Source organism: Stenotrophomonas sp. BIGb0135, assembly GCF_024810105.1.
GTDB classification, from domain to species: Bacteria; Pseudomonadota; Gammaproteobacteria; order Xanthomonadales; family Xanthomonadaceae; genus Stenotrophomonas; species Stenotrophomonas maltophilia_AB.
Map to the genome: position 1 here is coordinate 533,374 of NZ_JANUDX010000002.1, position 23,533 is coordinate 556,906.

Genomic DNA, 23,533 nt, shown 5'->3' on the forward strand with positions numbered 1-23,533 from the left:
ATCGCGGCTTTTTTGTTGTCCTCCAGCGGCGGCGCGGCGCGCGGTTCAGCGCGGACAGCCGCCGGGCGCATCGTGTACTTCCGAGCGCACGCGACCACTGTTGTTCACCACCACCCGGCCCAGCAGCCGATCATCGCGGCAGATCCGCAGCGAGAGATTGGTGCCGTAGGCGCGCCCGTCGCGCAGATAACGCAGGCGACCGCGGCCGGCACTGCTGACGATCCGCCAGCCGGCCGGGGGCTGCCACCGCTGCTGGCGCAGGATGTCGCCGGCCGCCGCCGGCGTGGTCGCGCGCGGCCCCGCGACGTAGACGATCCAGCCATGTCCCCAGCTGTCGACATCGGTGCAGTGGCGTCCGTCCGCGCTGGCGCAGACACTGACCTCTTCGTGGCGCTGCAGGGCCGAGAGCCGTGCGAAGGCGAGGTCGGTGCTGAGCAGGTGGCGCGCGCTGGCAGCGCGCTGGCGGTCCAGCAACGCCCGCACATCGGGCAGGGCGACCGCGCACAGCAGCGCCAGGACCAGCAGCGTCACCATCGTTTCGATCAGGGTCCAGCCGTGCAGGCGGGGCGGCGCGGCGCGCAGGGGTGGCAGGGGCATGGTCGCACCAGCAGGGGCCAGGACCCCCAGCCTGCAGCGGCGGCCCGCCCAGCCCCATCGGCGCGCGCCGCGCCCCCGGGTAGGCCAGCCCCTCAGCCAGCCGTCACCATGGCCCCCGGTATACTGGAGGGCCCGGGAATTGGCGGCACCATGAGCGATCGCTTCGAACTTGTCTCTCCGTATTCACCGGCCGGCGACCAGCCGGCGGCGATCGAGAAGCTCACGGCCAATTTCGAGGCCGGCATCGCCAAGCAGACGCTGCTGGGCGTGACCGGGTCGGGCAAGACCTACACCATCGCCAACGTCATCCAGCAGGTGCAGAAGCCGACGCTGATCATGGCGCCGAACAAGACCCTGGCCGCGCAGCTGTATGGCGAGTTCAAGTCGTTCTTCCCGCACAACGCGGTGGAGTACTTCGTCAGTTACTACGATTATTACCAGCCCGAAGCCTATGTGCCCTCGTCGGACACCTTCATCGAGAAGGACAGTTCGATCAACGAGCACATCGAGCAGATGCGGCTGGCCGCGACCAAGACCCTGCTGTCGCGCCCGGACGCGATCGTGGTGGCCACCGTCTCGGCGATCTATGGCCTGGGCGCGCCGGAAGATTACCTGTCGCTGCGCCTGATCCTGTCCACTGGCGAGCGCATCGACCAGCGCGACCTGATCAACCACCTCACCCAGCTGCAATACACGCGCAACGAGTACGAGCTGCATCGCGGCACGTTCCGCGTGCGTGGCGAGGTGATCGACGTGTTCCCGGCCGAGTCGGACAGCGAGGCGGTGCGCATCGAGCTGTTCGATGGCGAGGTCGAGCAGATCAGCATGTTCGATCCGCTGACCGGCGAGAGCCTGCGCAAGCTGATGCGCTACACGGTCTACCCCAAGACCCACTACGCCACCACCCGCGAGCGGGTGCTGGCCGCGGTGGAAACCATCAAGGCCGAGCTCAAGCCGCGGCTGGAGCAGCTGTACGAGCAGAACAAGCTGGTCGAAGCGCAGCGTCTGGCCCAGCGCACCCAGTTCGACCTGGAAATGATGGCCGAAGTGGGGTTCTGCAACGGCATCGAGAACTACTCACGGCACCTCACCGGCAAGGCGCCGGGCGAGCCGCCGCCGACCCTGTTCGACTACCTGCCCCCCGACGCGCTGCTGGTGATCGACGAATCGCACGTGACCATTCCGCAGATCGGCGCCATGTTCAAGGGCGACCGTTCGCGCAAGGAAACCCTGGTCGAGTTCGGTTTCCGCCTGCCGTCGGCGCTGGACAACCGCCCGCTGCGTTTCGAGGAGTGGGAGGCGCGCTGCCCGCGCAGCATCTACGTGTCCGCAACCCCGGGCCCGTACGAACTGCGCGAGGCCGGCGATGAGATCACCGAGTTGGTGGTGCGTCCGACCGGCCTGATCGATCCGGTCGTCGAGATCCGTCCGGTCGGTACCCAGGTCGATGACCTGATGAGCGAGGTCAACGAACGCATCAAGCTCGGCGACCGCGTGCTGGTCACCACGCTGACCAAGCGCATGGCCGAGAACCTCACCGAATACCTGACCGAGCACGGCATCCGCGTGCGTTACTTGCACTCGGACATCGACACGGTCGAGCGCGTGGAGATCATCCGCGACCTGCGCCTGGGCAAGTTCGACGTGCTGGTCGGCATCAACCTGCTGCGCGAAGGCCTGGACATGCCCGAGGTGTCGCTGGTGGCGATCCTGGATGCGGACAAGGAAGGCTTCCTGCGCTCTACCGGTTCGCTGATCCAGACCATCGGCCGCGCCGCGCGCAACCTGCGTGGCAAGGCGATCCTGTACGCGGACAAGATGACGCGGTCGATGCAGGCAGCGATCGACGAAACCGACCGCCGCCGTGCCAAGCAGGTCGAATACAACACCCTGCACGGCATCACGCCCAAGTCGGTCCTGCGTCCGATCACCGACGTGCTGGAAGGCGCGCGTTCGGAGGCGGCCGAAAAGGAGTCGCGCGGCAAGGGCAAGGGGCGGGGTGGCCGGGTGGCCGAGGAGGCGGTGGATTACCGGACCCTGGAACCGGCCCAGATCGCCAAGCGCCTGCAGGCGCTGGAGCAGAAGATGTACCAGCACGCGCGCGACCTGGAATTCGAGGACGCCGCCCACGTGCGCGACCAGATCCGGCAGCTGAAGGAGGCCAGCCTGGGCTGAACCGTTCGTTGTGAAATATCTTCACAAAAGTGTTGCGCTTCCCGGGGGACGTCCGTAATATACGCGGCCTGCCCCGACGCAATCGCAACCGGGCAGGGCAGTAAAAACGGGCGGTTAGCTCAGCGGTAGAGCACTACCTTGACATGGTAGGGGTCACAGGTTCGAACCCTGTACCGCCCACCACTCCGACCTCCAGCGAGGTGCGGGTGGAAACGAAGAAGGCCAGCCATCGTGCTGGCCTTTTTGTTTTTTCCGGGCCGCGCATGTCCGCCTGCGGCCGGCCATGCGGTCTGGCCGGTATCGCGTTTTTCGCCGATCGCGACACTTTTGATCGATTCGTTTCGCATCGCCTCCGTCTGCTGCGGCGGCGGCAGATGCCTGCGTCCGTGCATCGATGCAGGCCAGGCCCGGGCGTGCCGGCGTCGGCGGGCAACCTCGACACGGGACCGCCCCCTGACCGGTGTGATAGCGTCTTCGCGCCGATGGAGGGAATGCCTTTGCATCGGAAAATGGATGGATAACCTGACCGTGGGAAGGAGACGAAATGGCGACGCTCAAAGGGCTGACGTTGATGATGGTCGTGGCAGGCGGGATGACGCTTGCCGGTACTGGCTCGATCCAGGAAGCACGCGCGGCCGGGCCGTGCTGCTCCTCTGATCCGCATGGCAGTCAGATCGCGGCAAAGGGTCTGGGTGAAACCGCGCCGCTGGCGCTCAACCTCAGCCAGGTATCGAACTGGCGTGCGTACGAGTTCAAGCGCGATGGCGTCTGGTATCTGCAGGTCAATGACCAGGCCGGCACGGTGCGGGCCATCGTCGGCAACATCGGCGATACGTTCTGGACGTTGCCCGGTGGCGTGGATGCAGACCGGGTTTCGTTGCCGGGCAGCAACCTGGCCATTCCGGCAGGCGCTGCGCGGGAAGTGGTGTACCGCAAGCCGCAGCTGTGGCTGGTGGCCTACAGCACGGCCGGTGGCGTGATCTGGTCCATCGAGGCGCCGGACGGTTCGCGGTAAGCCTGCGGCACGTCGACCAGCAACAGCCGGATACGGTTACGGCGGCAGCTCGCGCTGCCGCCGTAAGCCAGCGTGCGTCCCGCCAGGATCTGCTGTGCGCGCTGGACCGTCGCGGTTCCCAGATGGCGCCTGCCGTCCAGCAGCGATACCGTCATCACGATCCCCGCCACGCCATTGCGCCGTCCGCAACGGGCGCGTACCTGCAGGTAGCCGGTTTCATTATCCAGCAGTACGCCGACCGCGTCGGCCAGGCTGCGGTAGGCCGCCAGCTGCAAGCCCAGGCTGAGCTGGCACGGGTCGCCATCCAGTCGCGGCCGCGCGACCCGGCAGGTCAGTTCCCACAGCCCGGCCAGGCCGCCGGAACGCAGCGCGACGAACAGGCCCGAATACTCGATCTCGGTCGGATAGACCATGCTGATCTGCTCGCGGAACAAGCGCGACTGCGCCTGGCTTGCCGTGAGCATGTCCAGCGCCGAAGCATGCTCGCCCCGCTGCTTGAGTAGCGCTGCAGCGCGCAGGAACGACTGGTCGATGTCCTCGCCGATGAGTTTCATCTGCACGGCGCGTTCGCGGCGCTCCTGTTCGCTGGCCAGGTGACCGGTGCGCGCGAAGGACTCCGCCTGGCCGCGCAGTTTTTCGCGCGATGCGAAGCGGTGGTAATGATGGGAGATGGTGGAGCCCAGCATCAGCAACGCGGTGCCGGTCACGGCCAGAATCTGCTGGGCTACAAAGGCGGTAGCGTCGAATGAACCGGGCCGCCCGGTCATCTCCATGGTCAGCGCCAGGGTCAGGTTGACCGCGGCGAAACTCACCGCCGCCCCGCGCCAGCCATACAGGCAGGTCAGGGCCACGGCAGGCAGCATCATGGCGATACGCAGGCTGTTCTTGGCCAGCGCCATCTCGCCGGTATCGGGCAGGTGGGCCGCAAGCAGGCCCAGGGTGACGATCGCCGACAGGGCCGCCACCACGGCAATGCGCCAGCGCGGGGTGGCCGCGAACGACACGTGGCGATGCCGCCACAGCAGGGCGAGTGGCGCGAACATCAGGATGCCCAGATAGTCGCCCACCATGTAGCGCAGCACGCCCGTCCAGGAGACGGCCTCGTGCAGCGTGGGCATCAGCAGGTACGCAAGGCCCTGGTTGAGCGAGGAGACGACCAGCGCCGACAGGGCGGCCACCGACAGCAGCCACGCTTCGTTCTGCGCCAGCCTGTGCCGGTGCGCGTGCATGATCAGGGCCACCGCGGGCATCAGCACCGCCGAGGCGATCACGACCCAGGCAACGCCGTACGTACCGACCATCGGGACGCGTGCGTACGCAAAGTAGGCGTACTCGCCAAACACGAGATAGAGCCACCAGCGTGGCGGACACAGCAGCAGCGCCGCCACGCGGATGCCGGCGGGCAGGTACATCTGGTCGACCGATGAGCCGCGTGCCACGGCATAGGCAAGGGCGTAGGCGATCGCCAACAGCACCCCGGCCGGATGAATCCGCAGATTGAGGTGAAACTCCTTTTTCAACCAGCTCAACTGCACGGATACCTCCGTTTGCGTGGGTGGTGCATCCACCTCCACGCCGGATGCAGATCGGACACTATCGGCGAATGCACCGTGATGCAACGCTGTCGATGCGCCTTCACGCGACGTCGGTTGCAGTGGGTGTGCTCGGTGATTTGATCGGCATCACAGATTTTGTCCGATCCGGCGTGAGCAGCGGGTCGCCATCTGCCGATCCGGGGCATGCGCGGGAAGCGCCCACCCGATGGCGGCGACGTCGCCGATGGCGTGGGTGAGGCGAGGCGCCGAGCATGCCCGTTCGTCCTGATGCAAGGAGGCGGATCGCGCCGCCATGGCCGGCATTGCTCCCCGTCCGATACACCCGCTGTTCGGCAAAGCCTGTGCCGCCGGGGCGGTGGTGGGGGCGTGCGCGGCCGCCTTCGCCCCCGTGCTTCCAGCGCCGTGGATCGCGCTGCTGCTGATCGCCGCGGGCATGGCAGGCTGGGTCTGGCCGTGGCGCGGACGGTGCTGCGCGGTGCTGTTGCTGGGTGCGGGCCATGTCGTATTGCAGGGCGGTCTGGTGCTGGACCGGCAGCTGCCGGCCGGCCGCCCACCGGTGGACGTAATGCTGCAGGGCCGGGTGGTCAGCCTGCCGGAGCATCGCCCGGGCAGTACCCGCTTTACGCTCCGGATCGATACCACGCCGGCCATGCCGGCGGCGCTGCGGGGGCGGGACGTGTCGCTGGGCTGGTACGACCCGCCGCGAAGCGCCACCTCGGCGCGGCGGCAGGTGATGGCCGGCGCCCACTGGCAGTTCCAGGCGCGCCTGCGCGCCCCACGCGGCCTGCGCAATCCCGGCGGCTTCGACGCCGAGCAGCATGCGGTGCTGCAGCGCGTGGCCGGCACCGGGCAGGTGCGCGCGCCCCACAGCGCGCGCCAGCTGCGCGCAGCGCATGGCCTGCCTGCGTGGCGCGAGCGCATGGCGACGGCCATCGCGACCGAGGTCGATGGCGACGGCGCACGCTTCATCCAGGCGCTGGCGCTGGGCGATACGCGAGGGCTGGCGCCGTCGGACTGGGACGCGTTGCGCGCGCTTGGCCTGACCCATCTGGTGGCGATCTCCGGCTTCCATGTCGGGCTGGTGGCCGGCTGCGCCGCGTGGCTGGGGGCCGCGCTCTGGCGATGCTGGCCGGCCTTGGCGCGACGCTGGCCGCGCCCGTTGGCAGCCGCCACCGCCGCCGTCCTGGGGGCGGCCCTCTACGCTGGCGTGGCTGGTTTCGCCTTGCCCACGGTGCGCACCGTCCTGATGATCGCAGTGGTGGCCGGCGCGCACTGCGCCCGTCGCCCGTGCACGATCGGGCAAGCGCTGGCCCTGGCCGCGCTGGTCATGCTCGCGTTGGATCCACTGGCCGTGCTGGCGCCGGGATTCTGGCTCAGCTTTGGCGGGGTACTGTGGCTGGTCTGGTGCCTGCCCGGGCGCAGGCAACACTGGCTGCGGACCTTCCTGGCCGCCCAAGGGGTGGCCACCCTGGCGCTGTTGCCCTTGACGGTGGCGCTGTTTGGCCAGGCCTCGCGCGCCGGTCCGCTGGTCAACCTGCTGGCCATCCCCTGGTGGAGCCTGGTGGTGGTGCCGCTGGCGTTGCTGGGCACGGTGCTGGAGGCGCTGATGGACGGGGCGGGGCGCTGGCCGTGGCAGCTGGCGGCCTGGTGCTTCCAGGCCAGCTGGTGGTTGTTCGGGCACCTGGCGCAGGCACCTTGGGCGCTGTGGTGGCTGCCTCATGCCGGCGCCGGGGCACTGGCGGCGGCCCTGTGCGGCGTGGCCTGGCTGCTGTTGCCGCGCGGGGTGGCCGGCCGATTGCCCGCCACGGTGCTGTGCCTGCCGTTGCTGTGGCCGGCGCAGCAGCGGCCGGGCGAGGGCGAGGTCGAGCTGCTGGTGATGGACGTCGGGCAGGGGCTGGCCATCTGGGTGCGGACCCGCTCCCATCGCCTGCTGTATGACGCCGGGCCTGCGACAGCCGGGCGATTCGATGCCGGTGAGCGGGTGGTGGTGCCGACCTTGCACGCACTGGGTGAGGACGGGTTGGACCGGATCCTGCTCAGCCACGGCGATGCCGACCATGCCGGCGGCGCACCGGCGGTGCAGGCGGCGCTCGGCCACCCACCGCTGCATGCACCGCGCGGGGCGCTGGCCGGTATCGACGTGCCCTGTGCGGCGGGGCAGCGCTGGCAGTGGGATGGGGTGACGTTCAGCGTGCTGCATCCTGCCCCCGGGGCGCGCTACGCGGGCAACGAGAGCAGTTGCGTGCTGCGCATCGCCACGCCCCACGGTGCGATCCTGCTGACCGGCGACATCGGCCGGGGCAGCGAGCAGCGGTTGCTGGCAGCGTACCGGCAGGCGCTGCGTGCGGCGCTGGTGGTGGTGCCCCACCACGGCAGCGCCGGCTCATCCAGCGCGGCGTGGGTGCGGGCGGCGTCGCCGCAGTTGGCGCTGGTGTCGGCCGGGCACGGCAATCGCTTCGGGCATCCGCGCGTGGACGTGGTGGCGCGGTGGCAGGCGGCCGGCGCCGAGGTACTCAACACCGGCGACAGCGGCGCGCTGCGTGCCTGGCTGGGGCGTGAAGGCCTGCAGGTGCGTGAACAGCGGGTTTTTCAGCCGCGTTGGTGGGATGCCGCGGAGCGGAGCCGGTCGGCTGCTATTCTATCGGCGGTCAAACAGGCGGCCGATGGGCCGGAGGGTTGAAACGTGTGGGAACTGGTCAAGGCCGGTGGCTGGCCAATGGTGCCGCTGCTGCTGTTGGGCGTACTGGCTTTGGCGATCGTCCTGGAGCGTTTCTGGACCTTGCGGCGTAACGAAGTCCTGCCTCCCGGGCTGGGCCAGGAAGTGCGCAACTGGGCCGCGCGCGGCAAGCTCGATCCCAGCCACATCCAGTCGCTGCGGGCCAACTCGCCGCTGGGCGCGCTGCTGGCGGTCGCCCTCGAAGCGCGCAATCGGCCGCGTGACCAGATCCGCGAGCGCATCGAGGATGCCGGTCGGCACCTGGTGCACCGCATGGAGCGCTTCCTGAACGCCCTGGGCACGATCGCCTCGGCCGGGCCGCTGCTGGGCCTGCTGGGCACGGTGGTCGGCATGATCCAGATGTTCCTGGGCATCCTCGACCACGGCGTGGGCGATGTGAACCAGCTCGCCGGCGGCATCGGCAAGGCGCTGGTCTGCACCGCCACCGGCATGATCGTGGCGATCCCGGCGCTGATGTTCCACCGCTATTTCAAGGGCCGTATCGGCGGCTATGTGATCGAGATGGAGCAGGAGGCCAGCGCACTGCTTGACGCGCTCGACGGTCGCCCCGGGGTGATGAACACCGGCGCCCGCGCGCCCGCTGCCGCGCCGGCGGCACCCGTCACGGCCAAGGGCTGACGGATGCGTATCCGCAATGACCGGGTCCAGGACGAGCCGCATATCGATCTGGTCCCCCTGATCGACGTGATCCTCGTGCTGATCATCTTCTTCGTGGTCACCACCACGTTCGACGCGCGCTCCACGCTGCAACTGCAGCTGCCGACCGCCAGCCAGCAGGAGAACAGCGAGCCGCCGCGGTCGCTGAGCGTGCTGGTCAACGCCGAGGGGCGCTACTTCATCAACGACCAGGAAGTGCTGCGCACCGACGTCGAAGCGGTCAAGCAGACCATCGCCGCCGTCGCCGGCAGCGACCGCGAGCAGACCGTGCTGCTGCGCGCCGATGCGCGCACCCCGTACCAGGCCGTTGTCACCGCCCAGGATGCCCTGGGCCAGCTCGGCTTCCGCCGCATCGCCATCGCTACCGCGCCGGAGGTGCGTCCATGAGTAAGAAACACGCGCCGGTCTGGCCGATCTACAAGCGCCTGCTGGGCTACACCAACGCCTACTGGGTGTTCATGGTGGCCGCGGTGATCGGCATGGTGGTCGAGGCGTTGGCCGGCTACCACTTCAGCAAGCTGATGGAGCCACTGGTCAACCGCGGCTTCGTCAACCCCGAGCCGCGCATGGCGGTGATCCTGCCGTTGACCATCCTGGGCCTGTTCGTGGCCCGCAGCGCGGCCACGTTCGTCAGTGATTACGCGCTGGCACGCACCGGCCGCAGCGTGGTCCGCGACCTGCGCGAGCAGGTGCTGGAAAAATACCTGCACCTGCCGTCCTCGCATTTCGACGCCGAGTCCACCCCAGTGATGGTCAGCCGGTTGAACTTCGACACCGAGCAGGTCACCCAGGCCAGTGCCGACGCGCTCAAGACCCTGGTCGCCGACACCCTGACCATCATCGCCATGCTGGTGGTGATGCTGCAGATGAGCGTCAAGGTGACCGTGGCGATGCTGGTGGTGGTGCCGCTGATCGGCGTCATCGTGTCGTTCGTGGGCAAGCGCTACCGGCGTATCAGCCGCGGCATCCAGGACGGCATGGGCAGCATGGCGCAGACTGCCGAGCAGTCGCTGGCCGCACAGCAGGAAGTGAAGGTCCACGGCACCCAGGCGCATGAAATCTCGCGCTACGCGCGCCTGGCCAACCGCATGCTCGGCCTGAACATGAAAGTGGAAACCACCCGTGCGGCGGCCTCCAGCGTGGTCCAGTTCCTGGCCGCGCTGGCGCTGGCGGTGATCGTGTGGGTCTCCACCCGCGAGGCCCTGGCCGGCCGCCTCAATGCCGGCCAGTTCATGGGCCTGATGATCTCGATGACCGCGATCATTCCCTCGCTGCGCCGCCTGACCAGCGTGCAGTCGTCCATCGCACGCGGCGTGTCTGCGGCCGAGCGCCTGTTCTCGATTCTGGACATGCCGGTCGAGCGCGACCAGGGCGTGCAGAAGATCGGCCGATCGCGTGGCGAACTCAGTTTCGAGCACGTGATGCTGCGGTATCGCGAAGACACCGGCGTGGCGCTGGATGACATCAGTTTCGTCGCCCGGCCCGGCACGGTGACTGCGATCGTCGGCCGCTCCGGCAGCGGCAAGACCAGCCTGATCCGGCTGGTGCCGCGCTTCTATGAGCCCAGCGGTGGCCGCATCACCCTCGATGGCGTGGCGCTGGACGACTACCCCTTGGCCGACCTGCGTCGCCAGGTGGCGATGGTCGGGCAGAAGGTGATCCTGTTCGACGATACCGTCGGCGCCAACATCGCCTACGGCATGGACGCCAGCGAGGAACAGATCCGCGCGGCAGCCGAGGCCGCCAACGCGTGGGAGTTCATCGAACGCATGCCGCAGCAGTTGCAGACGCCGGTCGGCGAAAACGGCGCGCTGCTGTCCGGCGGCCAGCGCCAGCGCCTGGCGATCGCCCGGGCGATCCTGCGCGACGCCCCGATCCTGATCCTGGACGAAGCCACCGCCGCGCTCGACAACGAGTCCGAACGGCTGGTCCAGGATGCGCTGCAACGGCTGATGCCCGAGCGCACCACGCTGGTGATCGCGCACCGCCTGTCGACCATCGAACACGCCGACCAGGTGCTGGTGATGGACCACGGTCGCATCGTCGAGCGGGGCACCCACCAGGAGCTGCTGGCACTGGGCGGCCTGTACGAGCACCTGCACAAGATGCAGTTCCGCGAAAGGCAGCCTTGATGGCGGCCAAGGGCACCTCCACGCCGTCGTACTGGTACGACGGCAGCGCGATCCCGTTCGCGGCGCGCCTGCTGGCGCCGGTGTATGGCGCCGCGATCGCATTGCGTCGGCTGCTGTACCGGCGGCGCTGGCTGAAGCGGCATGCGTTGCCGGTGCCGGTGATCGTGGTCGGCAACGTCACCGCCGGTGGCACCGGCAAGACGCCGCTGACCATCGCCCTGGTCGATCGCCTGCGCGAGGCCGGCTGGAAGCCGGGCGTGGCCAGCCGCGGCTACGGTCGTGAGGAGCCGGGCGTGGCGCGCTGGGTGGAGGCAGGCACGTCCACCGCCCTCGGCGGCGACGAGCCGGTGCTGATCGCTTGGAAGACCGGCGTGCCGGTGCGCGTGGACGCCGACCGCGTGGCGGCCGGCAAGGCGCTGGTCGAGGCGGGGTGCGACATCATCGTCTGCGACGACGGCCTGCAGCATTATCGGCTGGCGCGCGACATCGAGATCGAAGTGGTCGACGCGCAGCGCCGCTACGGCAACGGCCGGATGATCCCGGCCGGGCCGCTGCGCGAACCGGCCAGCCGGGCCAACGACTGCGATTTCCGCGTGGTCAACCTGGGCCAGGCCAGCGATGGCGTGGGCGCGCAGCCGGCGTGCGGGTTTGGCGAGTGGGCGATGCAGCTGCGCATCGACAGTGCCCAGCCGCTCAGCGGGGGGCGGGCTCGCAAACTCGCGCACTTCCGCGGTCAGCGCGTGCATGCGGTGGCTGGCATCGCCCATCCGCAGCGCTTCTTCGACATGCTGCGCGCGCAAGGCATCGGCGTCGTACCGCACGCCTTCCCCGACCACCACGCCTACCAGCAGTCGGACCTGCGCTTCGGCAGCGAGCTGCCGGTGCTGATGACCGAGAAGGACGCGGTGAAGTGCAAGGTGTTCGCCAACGAATGGCATTTCGCCGTGCCGCTGGCTGCCGACCTGCCGGCCGCGTTCTGGATCAACCTGCTGGACCGGTTGGACAAACTCGGCAAGCGTTGATGGCCGCGCCAGCCGCCCTGTATTTCCTGCTTCACTGCCGAGAGTTTTGCGCATGAGCCCATCCGTCGATTTCGTCGTCGCCATCCCGGCCCGTTTCGCGGCCTCGCGCCTGCCCGGCAAGCCGCTGCGCCTGCTCGGCGGTGAACCGCTGGTGCTGCGCGTCGCCCGGCGTGCGTTGCTGGCCGGGGCACGCGAGGTGTGGGTCGCCACCGATGACGTGCGCATCGCCGACGCCCTGCAGGGGCTGCAGAGCGTGCGCGTGGCGATGACCTCGGCCGACCACGCCTCGGGTACCGACCGCCTGGCCGAATGTGCCGCCCAGGCGGGCTGGAGCGACGACACCGTGGTGGTCAACCTGCAGGGCGACGAGCCCTTCGCGCCGGCCGAGGGCATCGTCGCGGTGGCCGAGGCGCTGGTCTGCAGCGGTGCGGAGATGTCTACCCTGGCCACGCCCGTGGACGACGCCGAGAGCCTGTTCGACCCGAACGTGGTCAAGGTGGTGCGCAAGCAGAACCTGGACGCGTTGTACTTCAGCCGGGCGCCGATCCCGTGGCACCGCGACGCCTTCGCGCGCTCGCGCGAGCAGTTGTCCGGGCCGCACTGGCTGCGCCATATCGGCATCTACGGCTATCGTGCCGGCTTCCTGCGCCAGTTTGCGGCGTTGCCGCCGGGCGCGCTGGAACAGCTGGAGTCGCTGGAGCAGCTGCGCGCGCTGGAGGCGGGCCATCGGATCAGCGTGGCTCTGACCCCGGCCGCGTTCCCCCCGGGCATCGATACTCCCGAGGACCTGGCCCGCGCCGACGCCTGGCTGGCGGCGCAGTCCTGAGCCGGGGCAGGGGCCCGGATAGGCGATGACAATGCCCGCCGCGATTTTGGCGCCGGCACGACGATTGCATGACGCCGACTCCGGCATAATCGGGGCATGAACGTACAGCCTGTCCAGGACCTGCCCGAATTCGCCACGTGGCTCAACGCCACGCCCACCACCCTGACCGAACTGCGTGGGCGGCCGGTGGTGCTGGCCTTCGTCAATGCCGCCTCGGTATGGTGCGCGCAGCGCCTGGCCGAACTGGGCCAATGGCAGTCGCGCAACCCCGGCAAGCTGCAGCTGCTGGTCCTGCAGGTGCCGCGCTTCGATTGCGAGCGCGAGCCGGAGCAGGCGCTCAAGCTGCTGCGGCGGCAGGGCCTGACCGCGCCGGCGCTGCTCGATGCCGACTGGGATGGCTGGCGCCGTTTCAACATCACCGCCTGGCCGACGCTGGTACTGCTGGATGCGCAGGGCCGCGAACGTGATCGTCTGGTCGGGTTCGGCGGGGAACTGGAACGCGCGCTCACCGCGCTGTGCGAGGACAGCAGCCGCCCGGCCGACGCCGAGCCGGCGCGCGAGCTGCATCCCGAGCCGCGCCTGCCGTTGCGGTTCCCGGTGGGCCTGGTCGCCACGACCGAACGCCTGTACATCGCCGACAGCGGCCACCACCGGGTGCTCGAGTGCAGTCATGGCGGCCGCGTGCTGCGCCAGTTCGGCCTGGGCACCGCCGACTTCATGGACGGTGGCCCCGGCGAAGCCGCGTTCAACCGGCCGCAGGGCCTGGCCCTCGAGCGCGATGCGCTGTACGTGGCCGACACCGGCAACCATGCGCTGCGCCGTATCCATCTGCTGACCGGCCAGGTCGACACCCTGTGCGGCACCGGTCGCCCCGGCGAGCCCATCGAGGGCGTGGTCGAGCAACCGCGGCGGGTACCGCTGAACCACCCGCAAGGGCTGGCCGTGGCCGACAACCAGATCCATATCGCCATGGCCGGCGACAACCGCATCTGGAGTTACCACCTCGGCCAGCGCACCTTGAACTGGCGCGCCGGTTCCGGGGCCATCGAGGAGCGCGACGGCAGCGGCCACCTGGCCGCGTTCGCGCAGCCGGCCTCGGTCGCCGCCGTGCAGCAGGTGCTGTACGTCTGCGATGCGCTGGGCTCGTCGATCCGGGCGATGCAGCTGCGCGGCGACCTGGTCCAGACCCTGGTCGGGCAGGGCCTGTGGTCGTTCGGCGAACAGGATGGCCCGCGCGCGCTGGCGCAGTTGCAGCACCCCCAGGCGATCGCCCTGAGCCCGGACGCCCCCCTGCTGTGGATCGCCGATGCGGGCAACGGGCGCCTGCGCACCTTGCGCCTGGGCGGCGGTGAACTGAGCACGCTGGAACTGCCGCGCCGCCTGCATGGGCCGGCCGGCCTGGCCCTGGGCGGTGGCGCGGTGTGGATCGCCGAGACCGACGCCCACGCCGTGCTGCGTTTCGATCCGGTCAGCGGCGTACTGAGCGACGTCCCGATCAGCGAATGACCGTGTCCACCGCTCCGGCCTTCGATGGCAAGGCATTCGCGGCCCACCTGAGTACCGCGCCCGGCGTCTACCGCATGTACGCCGCCGACGACAGCCTGCTGTACGTCGGCAAGGCGCGCGCGCTGCGCAATCGCGTGGGCAGTTACTTCAACGGCACGCCCAAGACCACGCGGATCATGTCGATGCTGTCGCAGGTCGCGCGCATGGACGTGACCGTGACCCGCTCGGAGGCCGAGGCGCTGCTGCTGGAAAACCAGCTGATCAAGTCGCTGTCGCCGCGCTACAACGTGTCCCTGCGCGACGACAAGACCTATCCGCACGTGCTGCTCACCCGCGAGGAGTGGCCGCGCATTGCGCTGCATCGCGGCCCGCGCGCGGTGCCGGGGCGCTACTTCGGCCCGTATCCCGGCGTGACCGCGGTGCGCGACACGCTCAACCTGATGCACAAGCTGTTCAAACTGCGCAGCTGCGAGGACAGCGTGTTCCGCAACCGCACCCGGCCGTGCCTGCAGTACCAGATCGGCCGTTGCAGCGCGCCCTGCGTGGACCTGGTGCCGGCCGGCGACTACGCCGAGTCGGTGCGACGCGCCTCGATGTTCCTGGAGGGCAAGAGCGACCAGCTCGGCCGCGAGCTGGGCACCCAGATGCAGGCGGCCAGCGAAGCGCTGGAGTTCGAGCAGGCCGCGCGCCTGCGCGACCTGATCACCGCGCTGCGCAGCATGCAGACCCGCCAGTACGTGGACGGCCGCGCCGCCGACCTGGACGTGCTGGCCTGCGCTACCCAGGGCGCCAACGCCTGCGTGATGCTGCTGGCCTTCCGTGATGGCCGCAACATGGGCACGCGGCCGTTCTACCCGCGCACCAACGGCGAGGAAAGCGCCGAGGAAGTGCTGGCCGCGTTCGTCTCGCAGTACTACGCCGAGCATTCGCCGCCGCGCGAGATCCTGCTCGATCGCGAGATCCCCGATGCCAGCCTGATCGAATCGGCGCTGTCGGCCTCGGCCGAGGTCAAGGTGCAGCTGAAATGGAACGTGCGCGGCGAGCGTGCCGGCTACGTGGAGCTGGCCAGCCGCAATGCGCAGATCACCCTGGTCAGCGAACTGAGCAGCCGCAGCGCCCAGCATGCGCGCAGCGAAGACCTGCGGCAGATGCTGGGGCTGGCCGAACAGGTCAAGCGGGTGGAGTGCTTCGATATCAGCCACACCATGGGCGAGGCCACCGTCGCCTCGTGCGTGGTGTTCGATGCCAGCGGCCCGGTGCGCAGCCAGTACCGCCGCTTCAACATCAGCGGCATCGAGCCGGGCGACGACTACGCCGCGATGCGCCAGGCCATCGAGCGCCGCTTCCGCCGCGCGGTGGAAGAAGACGGCGTGCTGCCGGACCTGCTGCTGATCGACGGCGGTGCCGGCCAGCTCGGCCAGGCCCAGGCGGCGCTGGCCGACCTGGGCGTGGAAGGGGTGATGCTGGTGGGCGTGGCCAAAGGCGTGGAGCGCCGGGCGGGGCACGAGGCGCTGGTGCTGCCTGACGGCCGCGAACTGCGGCCCGGGGCGGCGTCGCCGGCCCTGCAGTTCATCCAGCAGGTGCGTGACGAGGCCCACCGGTTCGCCATCACCGGCCACCGTGGGCGTCGCCAGAAGGCGCGCATGACCAGCAAGCTGGAAGACATCGCCGGCATCGGCCCGCGCCGTCGCGCCAGCCTGCTCAAGCATTTCGGCGGCCTGGTCGGGCTCAAGGCCGCCGGCGAAGCGGAAATCGCGAAAGTGGAGGGCATCAATGACGCCCTCGCTGCACGCATCTACGCTAACCTTCATGGACTGCCCACGCCCGACGCGGCGGGCGAGTAGAGAGATGCGATGAAGTTGACCCTCCCCACCTGGCTCACCCTGCTGCGGATCGTGATGATCCCGGTGCTGGTACTGGTGTTCTACCTGCCCTACAAATGGACCAATTTCGCCTCCGCGGCGATCTTCGGCCTGGCCGCCATCACCGATTGGCTGGATGGCTGGATCGCGCGCCGCTACAACCTGGCGTCCGCGTTCGGTGCGTTCCTGGACCCGGTGGCCGACAAGCTGATGGTGGCCGTCGCGCTGTTCCTGATCGTGCAGGGCCATCCGACCGCATGGATGGCCGTCTGGGCGGCGGTGATCGTCGGGCGTGAAATCGCCGTTTCCGCGCTGCGCGAATGGATGGCCGAAATCGGCCAGCGCGCCAAGGTGCGGGTGGCGCTGATCGGCAAGATCAAGACCACCGCGCAGATGGTGGCGCTGCTGTGTCTGCTGTATTCGGTGGCGCCGCATACCCCGATGCAGGACATCTGGATGGGCGTGCAGGTCTTCCACATCGGCGACTGGACCCTGGCGATCGCCTCGATCCTCACCCTGTTCTCCGGTCTGCAGTACCTGCATGCGGCATGGCCGAGCCTGCGTGAGGACGAACGTGCGGCACGGGAAAACGCACGGGCGAAAAAGAATGGCTGAGGGCTGTTGACACCTGCGCATTTGGTTGTAGAATTTCGCCTCCCAAGCGGGAATAGCTCAGTTGGTAGAGCGCAACCTTGCCAAGGTTGAGGTCGCGAGTTCGAGTCTCGTTTCCCGCTCCAGATACCGGTTTTCCAGTCAATTGATCGGCATGGAAGCCAAACGAAAAAGCGACCGCAAGGTCGCTTTTTTCGTTTGCGCGGCGTGCCGCGCGCCGTACCGATCAGGGCGCAGCCAGCGGCGCGGCCGTGCAATCGTCCTGGACGGTCAGCCGTTCATCGCGGATGCCGACGCAGCGCTGCACGGCGGTGTCCTCCTGCATGGCGGCAAAGCTCACCAGCCAGGGCGCTGGCACGGGACGGAAGGCGGTGGCAGGATCGGCCAGGTCCACGGCCTGTGCGATCGAGTGCAGGCAGCTCTGCAACATCATGACGTCCAGCGCCACCAATGCGCCATCGCGCACCGCCAGCAACAGCAACCCGTTTTCCTGCCCGGCGCCGCAATAGCCCATCGGCGCGGCGGGGCGCGACGGCGCGCTGATGAACAGCAGCAGGCTGTTGTCCGGTTCGGCCGCGCCGCGGTGACGCCCCAGCACGAGTGCCGTGTCCGAGCGGGACAGCGCATCACGCAAGGTGCTGTTCATCCGCAGCGGGATCGCTGCGGAGGCCGCCAGCAGCTGTGCGCTGCCGTGGACGCTGTCGATGTGCAGGCGTGCGCCGCTGCCATCTGTCAGGGGCACGCTGATCGGGGCAGGCGCCGCCGTCGCCGTCGCCGGTAGTACAACGGCAACGGCGACCCCCTGCATCGTCGCGCGCACGCATCGCAGTACCCGGCTGAAGCGGCCAGCGCGTGTCGGGCGCATCGCAGCCGGTGCGGTAACGATGGTGTCCAGGCCGGTGTTCATGTCGCCGATTGTCCCATGCAGCACGCGCGATGGTGATCCGCCATGCCGCTTCATACCCGCTTCACCGGCACTTCATGGCGTCTCCGCCGGCGCCCGTGATCCTGCGCGCCTGGACATGCAGAGGAGAGTCGCCCGATGGAGAGCGTTGCATCGCCCTACGACTGGGACCTGGTGGTGGTGGGTGCCAGCTTCGCCGGCGCGGCCTGCGCGTTGGCCGCCGCGCAGTACGGGCTGCGCGTGTGCGTGCTCGAGCGCAAGACCGACCCCGGGGCGCGCCTGCATACCACCGGCATCATCGTGAAGGAGGCGATCGAACAGACTTGGCTCGGCCGCGCGCCCGCAGCGCTGCTGCAGCGCGTGGAGCGCGTGCGTCTGTACGCGCCGAACCTGCGCAGCGTGCTGCTGGCTGCGCCCGGGTACTACTTCATGACCACCGACACCCCCAACCTGCTGCGCTGGCTGTCAGCCGAATTGCGCGGCAATGGCGTGGACCTGCGGCTGGGCCAGGCGTTCACCCAGGCGCAGCGTGACGGCGACGGCTGGCGGGTGGAGGGGGCCGGGCGGACGCGTTACCTGATCGGCGCCGATGGCGCGACTTCGCGCGTGGCCCAGCGCACCGGCCTGGGTCGGGTGCGGGACACCCTCTACGGCGTGGAACAGGAATTTGCCGGCGTGCAGCTTGCCGAAGCCGGCGCGCTGCACTGTTTTGCCAGCAAGCGCTTCGCGCCGGGCTACATCGGCTGGGTCGCGCAGAACCCGACGGGCGTGCAGGTGGGCCTGGCGCTGCGCCACGATCCGGCCAACGCACGGCAGCCGGACCTGGACGGTTTCCTGCAGCACGTGCGCAGCGTGGTCGGCCTGCCGACCTCCGTCCGGCCCAGCGCCACGCGTGCCGGGCTGGTGCCGTGCGGGCTGCCGGATGGACCGATCACCGCGCCCGGGGTGATCCTCACGGGCGATGCGGCGGGAATCGTTTCGCCGCTGTCGGCCGGCGGCATCCATTCCTCGTGGCGCCATGGATGGGCGGTTGGCGATGCGGCGGGGTTGCACCTGCGGGGCAAGGGGGCGGCGGCGGAAGCCGTCGCCCGGCAGGCCGCCCCCACGTTCCGTCGCAAGCGCCTGATGCGCTGGGCGATGGATCACCTGCAGATGGACTGGCCGCTCAACCTGCTGCTGCAGTCCGCCGCCATGCGGCGGACGGCAGAGCAGGTCTACTTCCACCGGCGTGGCATGCGGGTGGGCGGGTAGCGGAGGGGGATGGCCCGAGGCCGTGTCACACCGCCGTGCGCCGGGCTGCTCGCCAGCGGTACAGGCGCTTGAACAGGCATGCGGCAATGTCCGCGAACATGGCGATCAGCAGGCACGCATCCAGGGCAAGCAGCCACAGAAGATGCGCGCCCTGTGCCGGTGGCTGGTGCATCGCAATCAGGACCCAGTAGACACTCCAGGCCAGCATCAGCACGGTAGTGAGCAGCAGGCGTCGCCAGCGACGATGGCTGCGCCAGGGCCGCACCATGGCGCAGACCATGGCGATCTCGATGGCGGATACCACGCAAAGCACGCTGACGGCCCTGATCGGGTAGGGCGGTTCGATACCGTCGATCAAGCGCGGCCGCCCATGGTCCGGCTGGAAACCGGCGTGGATGTATATGGCGGCGACAATGGCCCAGACCAGTATTGCCGCTATCCAGGAGGAGCGGGACAGGGAGGTTGTCATGTGGAGGCGTGAAGCAGCGGGGGGGGGCCTTGTTTTAGCCCGCGTCTTCATGCGTTGGAATGCAACTACGTGCAATCGATCGCCGCAGCAGGCGGCTCCCGCGCCGCTCCTTTCGCGTGAACAAGGCTGTTGACGGCGTGAAGGAATCCCGACACAATAGCGCTCCTTCGACGCAGGTCGATGGGCCGACAGCCTCCAGCGCCTCACGGTGCGGTGCGGTCGGGGCAAGCGAAAGTCTGCGGGAATAGCTCAGTTGGTAGAGCGCAACCTTGCCAAGGTTGAGGTCGCGAGTTCGAGTCTCGTTTCCCGCTCCAGATTTCGACAGGGCCCCTCAGGGGCCTTGTTTTTCTCCGCGGTGGCACGCGGGCATCCTGATCGGCACGCCCGGTCGGCATGTGAAATAAAGTGTGAAAAGGCTGGTGTGTTACCTGCGGTTTCGGTAAGATACGCGCCTGATTTTGCGGGAATAGCTCAGTTGGTAGAGCGCAACCTTGCCAAGGTTGAGGTCGCGAGTTCGAGTCTCGTTTCCCGCTCCACATCCAGACCAGGCCCCGTTCTCGGGGTCTTGTTTTATCAGGGTATGATTACCCGGGTAAGCGGTAAGGTCACCGGCCTGGTGGCAGAGTGGTTATGCACCGGACTGCAAATCCGTTGAGATGGGTTCGATTCCCGTCCAGGCCTCCAGAGTCAAGCAAGAGCCCGCGCAAGCGGGCTCTTTGCGTTGGACCGCCGCCCGCCGCGTCGCTGCCCTGACATTATCTGAACGCTTCAGTCAGCGGCTTTATTCATCTGTCTGAAAGTGACAGCATGACCGCCTATTTCAAGGATACAGCCGATGCCACTTCGCGCGATTGCCTACGTCAGTGAGGCGTCCGCCGGATTGTCCAGCAGCATGCTGGATACGTTGGTCGAGGACGCTACCCGCTTCAACTCCCTCGCCGGAGTCACCGGGGTATTGCTGTTCGATGGCCAACGGTTCCTGCAGTACTTCGAAGGCCCCGAGGACGGCGTGGCCGCTGTCCACGAGCGTGTGCGCCAGGCCCGCAGCCACGGGGAAATCACCGAGCTGAGCCGCGGCTGGGTGCCGCAGCGCTACTTTCCCTATTGGGGCATGCGCTGGCTGGCGGTGGATCCGGCATTGATCCAGCAGTTGTCGGCCGGCGACTGGGCCGGCTTCGCACGCGGGCTGGAGCAGGGCCCACCCGCCGAGGGTGCGCTGAGCCAATTGCTTGGGCTGGTGGTGCGCACCCTGGAACTGCCGCGGCCCGTCCCCGCCGGGGGATGAGCCTGCCAGGGGGTGGGCACGGACCTTCACCTGTTCAGGACGATGGCCTGACCAAGATGGACGCCGGTCCCCCCAAGAGGTTGCGTTGATGGCTCTGGCCCTGTTGTTTGCCGCCGGCGCGCCCGGTTCGTTCTGGGCGTCCCCCAGCAACGTGAGTGGTGTGGTGTGGGTGCTGATCGGGCTGGCCGGCATCGCGTTCTCGCTGGTGCTGGCCAAGGCGCTCAAGCGCTTCAACGGCCTGGTGTGGGCGCTGCTGCTGGCCGGGATCGGCATCGGCGTGTATGGCGCCTGGCGGCTGGGGAGCTGAGCGCGCCGCCCGTGCCGCGCTGACATCACCCTGTCACCGCCCCCCGGGCATGCTGCCTGTGCGCGAGCGCACCGGGATGAACCATTCAGCGACTTCTCCGGCTGCGACCCACGCGGCGATTGACTTCGTGCGAAGACCGTGCAAATTTCGGGTGAATCGCAAGTGAATTCTTCGCTGGCCGGGGGTCTTTGTTGTCTTTGCGCGACAAGCTGCACACAGGGTGGTTGCTCGTCTCCGATGCAGGGCAGGTCCAAGGGAGGTCGTATGCAATACGGCGTACATGACTTGGCTGACGGCGTGCGCACCGAGCTGGAAGCCAGTTACAGCAAGCATGGCTGCGGCCCGGAGTTCTGGACGACCTATCAACAGGTACTGGAGCGGTTGGTGCCCAAGGGGCGCAGTCGCACCCAGGTCACCAATGAGCTGGCGTTGATCATCGAGCAGCTGGGCATCGTCCGGCGGGCGCAGATGGTGCCGCCGCGAACCACGCGCACGCGCTGATTCCGGTTGGGGGACCGGGCCATCCATCGATGGCAGGCAAGACGCGGGGAACCCGTGCTTACAACCGATGCAGGCCGATACCCAGCAGCACCAGCAGGGTGGCCAGCGCCGTGAGCGTGCGCGGACGCAGCCAGCGCGTGGGACGCTGGCGGGTGCGGTTGAGACTGGCATGGCCGATCAGCCCGGTCGGGAAGCCCGAGGCGCGCATCTGCGCGTCGCACGCATCCACGCAGGCGCCACAGGCAATGCAATCCGGATGCGGGCCGCTGCGGATATCCAGCGCCATCGGGCACACCTGCACGCAGGCCGCGCAATCCACGCAGTCGCCGAGGCGGTCATCGGGGAAGCGCGGCATCGGGCCGGCCAGCGCCGGGTGCGCGGCGCGAAACGCGTAATCGTTGGCGCTGATTGGATCGAGCAGGCCACGTCCGCGCTGCATCACGGCCCCTTGGCCGGGCGCGCGCGGGCCGCGCGGCTCGCCCCGGCGCGCGTCGTAGTACACCTGCGGGGTATCGGCATCGCACAGGCTGGGGCAGGCCCGCGCGAACGGGCACAGGTCGATGCAGACCTGCTCGCGCAGGAAGCCCGCGTTGCCCCAGGTGGCCAGGGCGTAGAACAGCACCCAGAAGGTGACCCAGGCACTCCACGCGCTCGGCCACCGGGCGTCCACCAGGTCCTGGATCGGGGTGAACAGGCCGACGAAGGTGATCCCGGTCCATGCCGCCACCAGTGCCCACGCCGCGTGCTTGGCTGCGCGTGCCAGCCGCGGATGGCGCAGATGCCGGGCGGTGGTGCGCTCGATCCGGCGGAACAGCGCGCTCCACAGGGTCTGCGGGCACCCATACCCGCACCAGACCCGGCCAGCCAGGGTGGTGAGCAGCACCAGCCCGGTGGCCAGCACCGCCAACAGGCCGAGCAGCACGCCCAGGTCCTGCGGCCAGAGGGTCAGGCCGAACAGGTCGAAGCGTCGCGCGGGCAGGTCGAACAGCAGGGCCTGGCGGCCCTCCCAGCGCAGCCACGGCAGCAGGTAGAACAGGGTCAGCAACGCGGCCGACAACAGGGCGCGCCAGCGCAGCGCCCGGCGCGGCCGCGGCGGGGACGGGGAGGCGGTCGCGGGCTCGACCAGCTGCAGGTGCAGTCGCCGCGGCATGGTCAGCCCAACGGCACGTCGTCGGCGTCGCGGCGCATCGGCCGCAACAGGTACCAGGTCACGCTGCTGGCCGCGGCGGTCACGGCCCAGAACATGAAGAAGCCCAGCGTGTAGCCCAGCTCGCGGCTGAGCGCGTGCTGCGGGAAGCTGATGTCGCGCAGCATGAGGGGGTCGACGAAGGCGAAGAACACCATGCAGGCCAGGCCCGCGGCGACGAAGCTGGGCCACAGGATGGCGCCCCATTGCTGGATCAACTGCCGGCGGCGGCTGGGCGCGGGCGGGAGGTGCAGGTCGGTCATTGCGGCCACGGTCAGGAGGGGAGGGCAGGGCGCGGCTATACTTGGCCACGGTCGTGGTGCGCCGGCGCGCAGGTTGTCGAGGCTCACAGACTAGGGCGGCACTACAGCCCCGACATTGATCCTGATCAAGGCACCGCGGGGCCTGCGCGCGCATCCTGCGCTGCATACGCCGCGGACCGCCGCCGCAGAGGACTCTCCCATGCTGGACCCGTCCGCCACCGCGCTGCCCACGCCCTCGCTGGCGTTGTGCAGCGAGCAGGAAGTCACCCGGCTGGTGCACGATTTCTATGCGCGCGTGCGTGGCGAAGCGCGCCTGGCGCCGGTGTTCGCCGCGCGCGTGGACGATTGGGACGCGCACCTGGCACAGCTGGTGGATTTCTGGTCGGCGATGCTGCGCGGCACCCGCCGTTTCAGCGGCGCGCCGATGCCCAAGCACATGGCCATGGATGAACTCGACCGCGATCTGTTCGATCGTTGGCTGGCGTTGTTCCGACAGACCACGGCCGAGAGCGGCAACCTGCCCATGCAACGCCTGGCCGACGATGTCGCCACGCGTATCGCCGATACCTTCTGGCGCCGCTTCCAGATGCTGCGCTGGCCGCAGTTGCCGGTGGCCGGTGTCATGCCTGCAGGAACGCCGCGGCTGGATTGATCTGGCTCAATGCGCGGC

22 protein-coding genes and 5 tRNA genes are annotated in these 23,533 nt (G+C 68.8%); 21 read left to right on the forward strand and 6 right to left on the reverse strand.

Features of this window, described 5'->3' with window-relative positions; translation table 11 throughout:
• Positions 1 to 45: 45 nt before the first annotated feature.
• The gene (locus M2421_RS06825; RefSeq protein ID WP_259204397.1) at positions 46 to 597 is read right to left on the reverse strand and encodes a GspH/FimT family pseudopilin; all 552 of its coding nucleotides are present in this window, start codon (positions 595 to 597) and stop codon (positions 46 to 48) included.
• Positions 598 to 747: 150 nt separating this feature from the next.
• Between M2421_RS06825 and uvrB the strand changes: the two genes are divergently transcribed.
• The 3 genes from uvrB (at position 748) to M2421_RS06840 (ending at position 3,787) form a co-directional block, all read left to right on the forward strand.
• Positions 748 to 2,772 carry an excinuclease ABC subunit UvrB gene (gene uvrB / locus M2421_RS06830; RefSeq protein WP_259204407.1) on the forward strand — a complete coding sequence of 675 codons (2,025 nt, stop codon included), beginning with the start codon at positions 748 to 750 and terminating at the stop codon, positions 2,770 to 2,772.
• 108 nt (positions 2,773 to 2,880) lie between these two features.
• Positions 2,881 to 2,955: transfer RNA gene (locus M2421_RS06835), tRNA-Val, on the forward strand.
• A gap of 361 nt (positions 2,956 to 3,316) precedes the next feature.
• Positions 3,317 to 3,787: a hypothetical protein gene (locus M2421_RS06840; protein WP_259204409.1), complete on the forward strand. Its 471-nt coding sequence runs from the start codon at positions 3,317 to 3,319 to the stop codon at positions 3,785 to 3,787.
• On the opposite strand, the gene M2421_RS06845 is transcribed toward M2421_RS06840, so the two are convergent.
• The gene (locus M2421_RS06845; RefSeq protein ID WP_259204416.1) at positions 3,730 to 5,322 is read right to left on the reverse strand and encodes an MASE1 domain-containing protein; all 1,593 of its coding nucleotides are present in this window, start codon (positions 5,320 to 5,322) and stop codon (positions 3,730 to 3,732) included. The two genes, M2421_RS06840 and M2421_RS06845, sit on opposite strands and share 58 nt — an antisense overlap.
• Positions 5,323 to 5,635: 313 nt before the next feature.
• On the opposite strand from M2421_RS06845, the gene M2421_RS06850 reads away from it, so the two are divergent.
• The 10 genes from M2421_RS06850 to M2421_RS06895 all read left to right on the forward strand — a co-directional run bounded on the left by M2421_RS06850 (position 5,636) and on the right by M2421_RS06895 (position 16,822).
• The gene (locus M2421_RS06850) at positions 5,636 to 8,023 is read left to right on the forward strand and encodes a DNA internalization-related competence protein ComEC/Rec2 (protein ID WP_259204426.1); all 2,388 of its coding nucleotides are present in this window, start codon (positions 5,636 to 5,638) and stop codon (positions 8,021 to 8,023) included.
• A gap of 3 nt (positions 8,024 to 8,026) precedes the next feature.
• Complete coding sequence (locus tag M2421_RS06855; RefSeq protein WP_259204428.1) at positions 8,027 to 8,698, forward strand: MotA/TolQ/ExbB proton channel family protein; 672 nt, start codon at positions 8,027 to 8,029, stop codon at positions 8,696 to 8,698.
• Between the two features lie 3 nt (positions 8,699 to 8,701).
• Complete coding sequence (locus M2421_RS06860; RefSeq protein WP_259204440.1) at positions 8,702 to 9,124, forward strand: biopolymer transporter ExbD; 423 nt, start codon at positions 8,702 to 8,704, stop codon at positions 9,122 to 9,124.
• Entirely contained in the window at positions 9,121 to 10,869 is a 1,749-nt protein-coding gene (msbA, locus tag M2421_RS06865) for a lipid A export permease/ATP-binding protein MsbA (protein WP_259204446.1), read from the forward strand. Before M2421_RS06860 ends, msbA begins: the two co-directional genes overlap by 4 nt.
• Positions 10,869 to 11,891, forward strand: a complete 1,023-nt coding sequence (gene lpxK, locus M2421_RS06870; protein WP_259204450.1) for a tetraacyldisaccharide 4'-kinase — start codon at positions 10,869 to 10,871, stop codon at positions 11,889 to 11,891. Before msbA ends, lpxK begins: the two co-directional genes overlap by 1 nt.
• 52 nt (positions 11,892 to 11,943) lie before the next feature.
• Positions 11,944 to 12,717, forward strand: coding sequence for a 3-deoxy-manno-octulosonate cytidylyltransferase (gene kdsB / locus M2421_RS06875; protein WP_259204459.1), 774 nt, complete (start codon positions 11,944 to 11,946; stop codon positions 12,715 to 12,717).
• A 96-nt stretch (positions 12,718 to 12,813) separates the two neighbouring features.
• On the forward strand, positions 12,814 to 14,223 hold the full coding sequence (locus M2421_RS06880; protein WP_259204462.1) for a hypothetical protein: 1,410 nt from the start codon (positions 12,814 to 12,816) through the stop codon (positions 14,221 to 14,223).
• A complete protein-coding gene (uvrC, locus tag M2421_RS06885; protein ID WP_259204464.1) occupies positions 14,220 to 16,067 on the forward strand; it encodes an excinuclease ABC subunit UvrC in 1,848 nt (615 codons plus the stop codon). Before M2421_RS06880 ends, uvrC begins: the two co-directional genes overlap by 4 nt.
• Before the next feature lie 9 nt (positions 16,068 to 16,076).
• On the forward strand, positions 16,077 to 16,700 hold the full coding sequence (gene pgsA / locus M2421_RS06890) for a CDP-diacylglycerol--glycerol-3-phosphate 3-phosphatidyltransferase (RefSeq protein ID WP_259204466.1): 624 nt from the start codon (positions 16,077 to 16,079) through the stop codon (positions 16,698 to 16,700).
• Between the two features lie 46 nt (positions 16,701 to 16,746).
• Positions 16,747 to 16,822, forward strand: a tRNA-Gly gene (locus M2421_RS06895).
• Between the two features lie 101 nt (positions 16,823 to 16,923).
• On the opposite strand, the gene M2421_RS06900 is transcribed toward M2421_RS06895, so the two are convergent.
• Positions 16,924 to 17,439, reverse strand: a complete 516-nt coding sequence (locus tag M2421_RS06900; protein WP_259204467.1) for a hypothetical protein — start codon at positions 17,437 to 17,439, stop codon at positions 16,924 to 16,926.
• Between the two features lie 300 nt (positions 17,440 to 17,739).
• Between M2421_RS06900 and M2421_RS06905 the strand changes: the two genes are divergently transcribed.
• On the forward strand, positions 17,740 to 18,852 hold the full coding sequence (locus tag M2421_RS06905) for an NAD(P)/FAD-dependent oxidoreductase (protein ID WP_259204469.1): 1,113 nt from the start codon (positions 17,740 to 17,742) through the stop codon (positions 18,850 to 18,852).
• A 25-nt stretch (positions 18,853 to 18,877) separates the two neighbouring features.
• On the opposite strand, the gene M2421_RS06910 is transcribed toward M2421_RS06905, so the two are convergent.
• Entirely contained in the window at positions 18,878 to 19,321 is a 444-nt protein-coding gene (locus M2421_RS06910; protein ID WP_259204470.1) for a hypothetical protein, read from the reverse strand.
• 238 nt (positions 19,322 to 19,559) lie between these two features.
• Here M2421_RS06910 and M2421_RS06915 point away from each other — a divergent pair.
• The 6 genes from M2421_RS06915 to M2421_RS06940 all read left to right on the forward strand — a co-directional run bounded on the left by M2421_RS06915 (position 19,560) and on the right by M2421_RS06940 (position 21,414).
• Positions 19,560 to 19,635 (forward strand) — tRNA-Gly (locus M2421_RS06915).
• 146 nt (positions 19,636 to 19,781) lie between these two features.
• Positions 19,782 to 19,857 (forward strand) — tRNA-Gly (locus tag M2421_RS06920).
• A gap of 74 nt (positions 19,858 to 19,931) precedes the next feature.
• A tRNA-Cys gene (locus tag M2421_RS06925) sits at positions 19,932 to 20,005 on the forward strand.
• Between the two features lie 151 nt (positions 20,006 to 20,156).
• The gene (locus M2421_RS06930; protein ID WP_259204471.1) at positions 20,157 to 20,606 is read left to right on the forward strand and encodes a BLUF domain-containing protein; all 450 of its coding nucleotides are present in this window, start codon (positions 20,157 to 20,159) and stop codon (positions 20,604 to 20,606) included.
• Between the two features lie 88 nt (positions 20,607 to 20,694).
• Entirely contained in the window at positions 20,695 to 20,913 is a 219-nt protein-coding gene (locus tag M2421_RS06935) for a hypothetical protein (RefSeq protein ID WP_259204472.1), read from the forward strand.
• Positions 20,914 to 21,177: 264 nt separating this feature from the next.
• Complete coding sequence (locus tag M2421_RS06940; protein WP_259204473.1) at positions 21,178 to 21,414, forward strand: hypothetical protein; 237 nt, start codon at positions 21,178 to 21,180, stop codon at positions 21,412 to 21,414.
• A gap of 58 nt (positions 21,415 to 21,472) precedes the next feature.
• Here the strand turns inward: M2421_RS06940 and M2421_RS06945 are convergent, their stop codons facing one another.
• On the reverse strand, positions 21,473 to 22,564 hold the full coding sequence (locus tag M2421_RS06945; protein WP_259204475.1) for a 4Fe-4S dicluster domain-containing protein: 1,092 nt from the start codon (positions 22,562 to 22,564) through the stop codon (positions 21,473 to 21,475).
• A gap of 2 nt (positions 22,565 to 22,566) precedes the next feature.
• The gene (locus tag M2421_RS06950) at positions 22,567 to 22,863 is read right to left on the reverse strand and encodes a hypothetical protein (RefSeq protein WP_259204476.1); all 297 of its coding nucleotides are present in this window, start codon (positions 22,861 to 22,863) and stop codon (positions 22,567 to 22,569) included.
• A gap of 199 nt (positions 22,864 to 23,062) precedes the next feature.
• Here M2421_RS06950 and M2421_RS06955 point away from each other — a divergent pair, with 199 nt between their 5' ends.
• Entirely contained in the window at positions 23,063 to 23,515 is a 453-nt protein-coding gene (locus M2421_RS06955; protein WP_259204478.1) for a group III truncated hemoglobin, read from the forward strand.
• Positions 23,516 to 23,533 lie beyond the last annotated feature (18 nt).

Excerpts from the sequence above, each read along its gene's own strand:
- M2421_RS06825 (WP_259204397.1), bottom strand. The coding sequence starts at position 597 with ATGCCCCTGCCACCCCTGCGCGCCGCGCCGCCCCGCCTGCACGGCTGG.
- uvrB (WP_259204407.1), top strand. The coding sequence starts at position 748 with ATGAGCGATCGCTTCGAACTTGTCTCTCCGTATTCACCGGCCGGCGAC.
- M2421_RS06840 (WP_259204409.1), top strand. The coding sequence starts at position 3,317 with ATGGCGACGCTCAAAGGGCTGACGTTGATGATGGTCGTGGCAGGCGGG.
- M2421_RS06850 (WP_259204426.1), top strand. The coding sequence starts at position 5,636 with ATGGCCGGCATTGCTCCCCGTCCGATACACCCGCTGTTCGGCAAAGCC.
- M2421_RS06860 (WP_259204440.1), top strand. The coding sequence starts at position 8,702 with ATGCGTATCCGCAATGACCGGGTCCAGGACGAGCCGCATATCGATCTG.
- msbA (WP_259204446.1), top strand. The coding sequence starts at position 9,121 with ATGAGTAAGAAACACGCGCCGGTCTGGCCGATCTACAAGCGCCTGCTG.
- lpxK (WP_259204450.1), top strand. The coding sequence starts at position 10,869 with ATGGCGGCCAAGGGCACCTCCACGCCGTCGTACTGGTACGACGGCAGC.
- kdsB (WP_259204459.1), top strand. The coding sequence starts at position 11,944 with ATGAGCCCATCCGTCGATTTCGTCGTCGCCATCCCGGCCCGTTTCGCG.
- M2421_RS06880 (WP_259204462.1), top strand. The coding sequence starts at position 12,814 with ATGAACGTACAGCCTGTCCAGGACCTGCCCGAATTCGCCACGTGGCTC.
- uvrC (WP_259204464.1), top strand. The coding sequence starts at position 14,220 with ATGACCGTGTCCACCGCTCCGGCCTTCGATGGCAAGGCATTCGCGGCC.
- pgsA (WP_259204466.1), top strand. The coding sequence starts at position 16,077 with ATGAAGTTGACCCTCCCCACCTGGCTCACCCTGCTGCGGATCGTGATG.
- M2421_RS06905 (WP_259204469.1), top strand. The coding sequence starts at position 17,740 with ATGGAGAGCGTTGCATCGCCCTACGACTGGGACCTGGTGGTGGTGGGT.
- M2421_RS06910 (WP_259204470.1), bottom strand. The coding sequence starts at position 19,321 with ATGACAACCTCCCTGTCCCGCTCCTCCTGGATAGCGGCAATACTGGTC.
- M2421_RS06930 (WP_259204471.1), top strand. The coding sequence starts at position 20,157 with ATGCCACTTCGCGCGATTGCCTACGTCAGTGAGGCGTCCGCCGGATTG.
- M2421_RS06935 (WP_259204472.1), top strand. The coding sequence starts at position 20,695 with ATGGCTCTGGCCCTGTTGTTTGCCGCCGGCGCGCCCGGTTCGTTCTGG.
- M2421_RS06940 (WP_259204473.1), top strand. The coding sequence starts at position 21,178 with ATGCAATACGGCGTACATGACTTGGCTGACGGCGTGCGCACCGAGCTG.
- M2421_RS06945 (WP_259204475.1), bottom strand. The coding sequence starts at position 22,564 with ATGCCGCGGCGACTGCACCTGCAGCTGGTCGAGCCCGCGACCGCCTCC.
- M2421_RS06950 (WP_259204476.1), bottom strand. The coding sequence starts at position 22,863 with ATGACCGACCTGCACCTCCCGCCCGCGCCCAGCCGCCGCCGGCAGTTG.
- M2421_RS06955 (WP_259204478.1), top strand. The coding sequence starts at position 23,063 with ATGCTGGACCCGTCCGCCACCGCGCTGCCCACGCCCTCGCTGGCGTTG.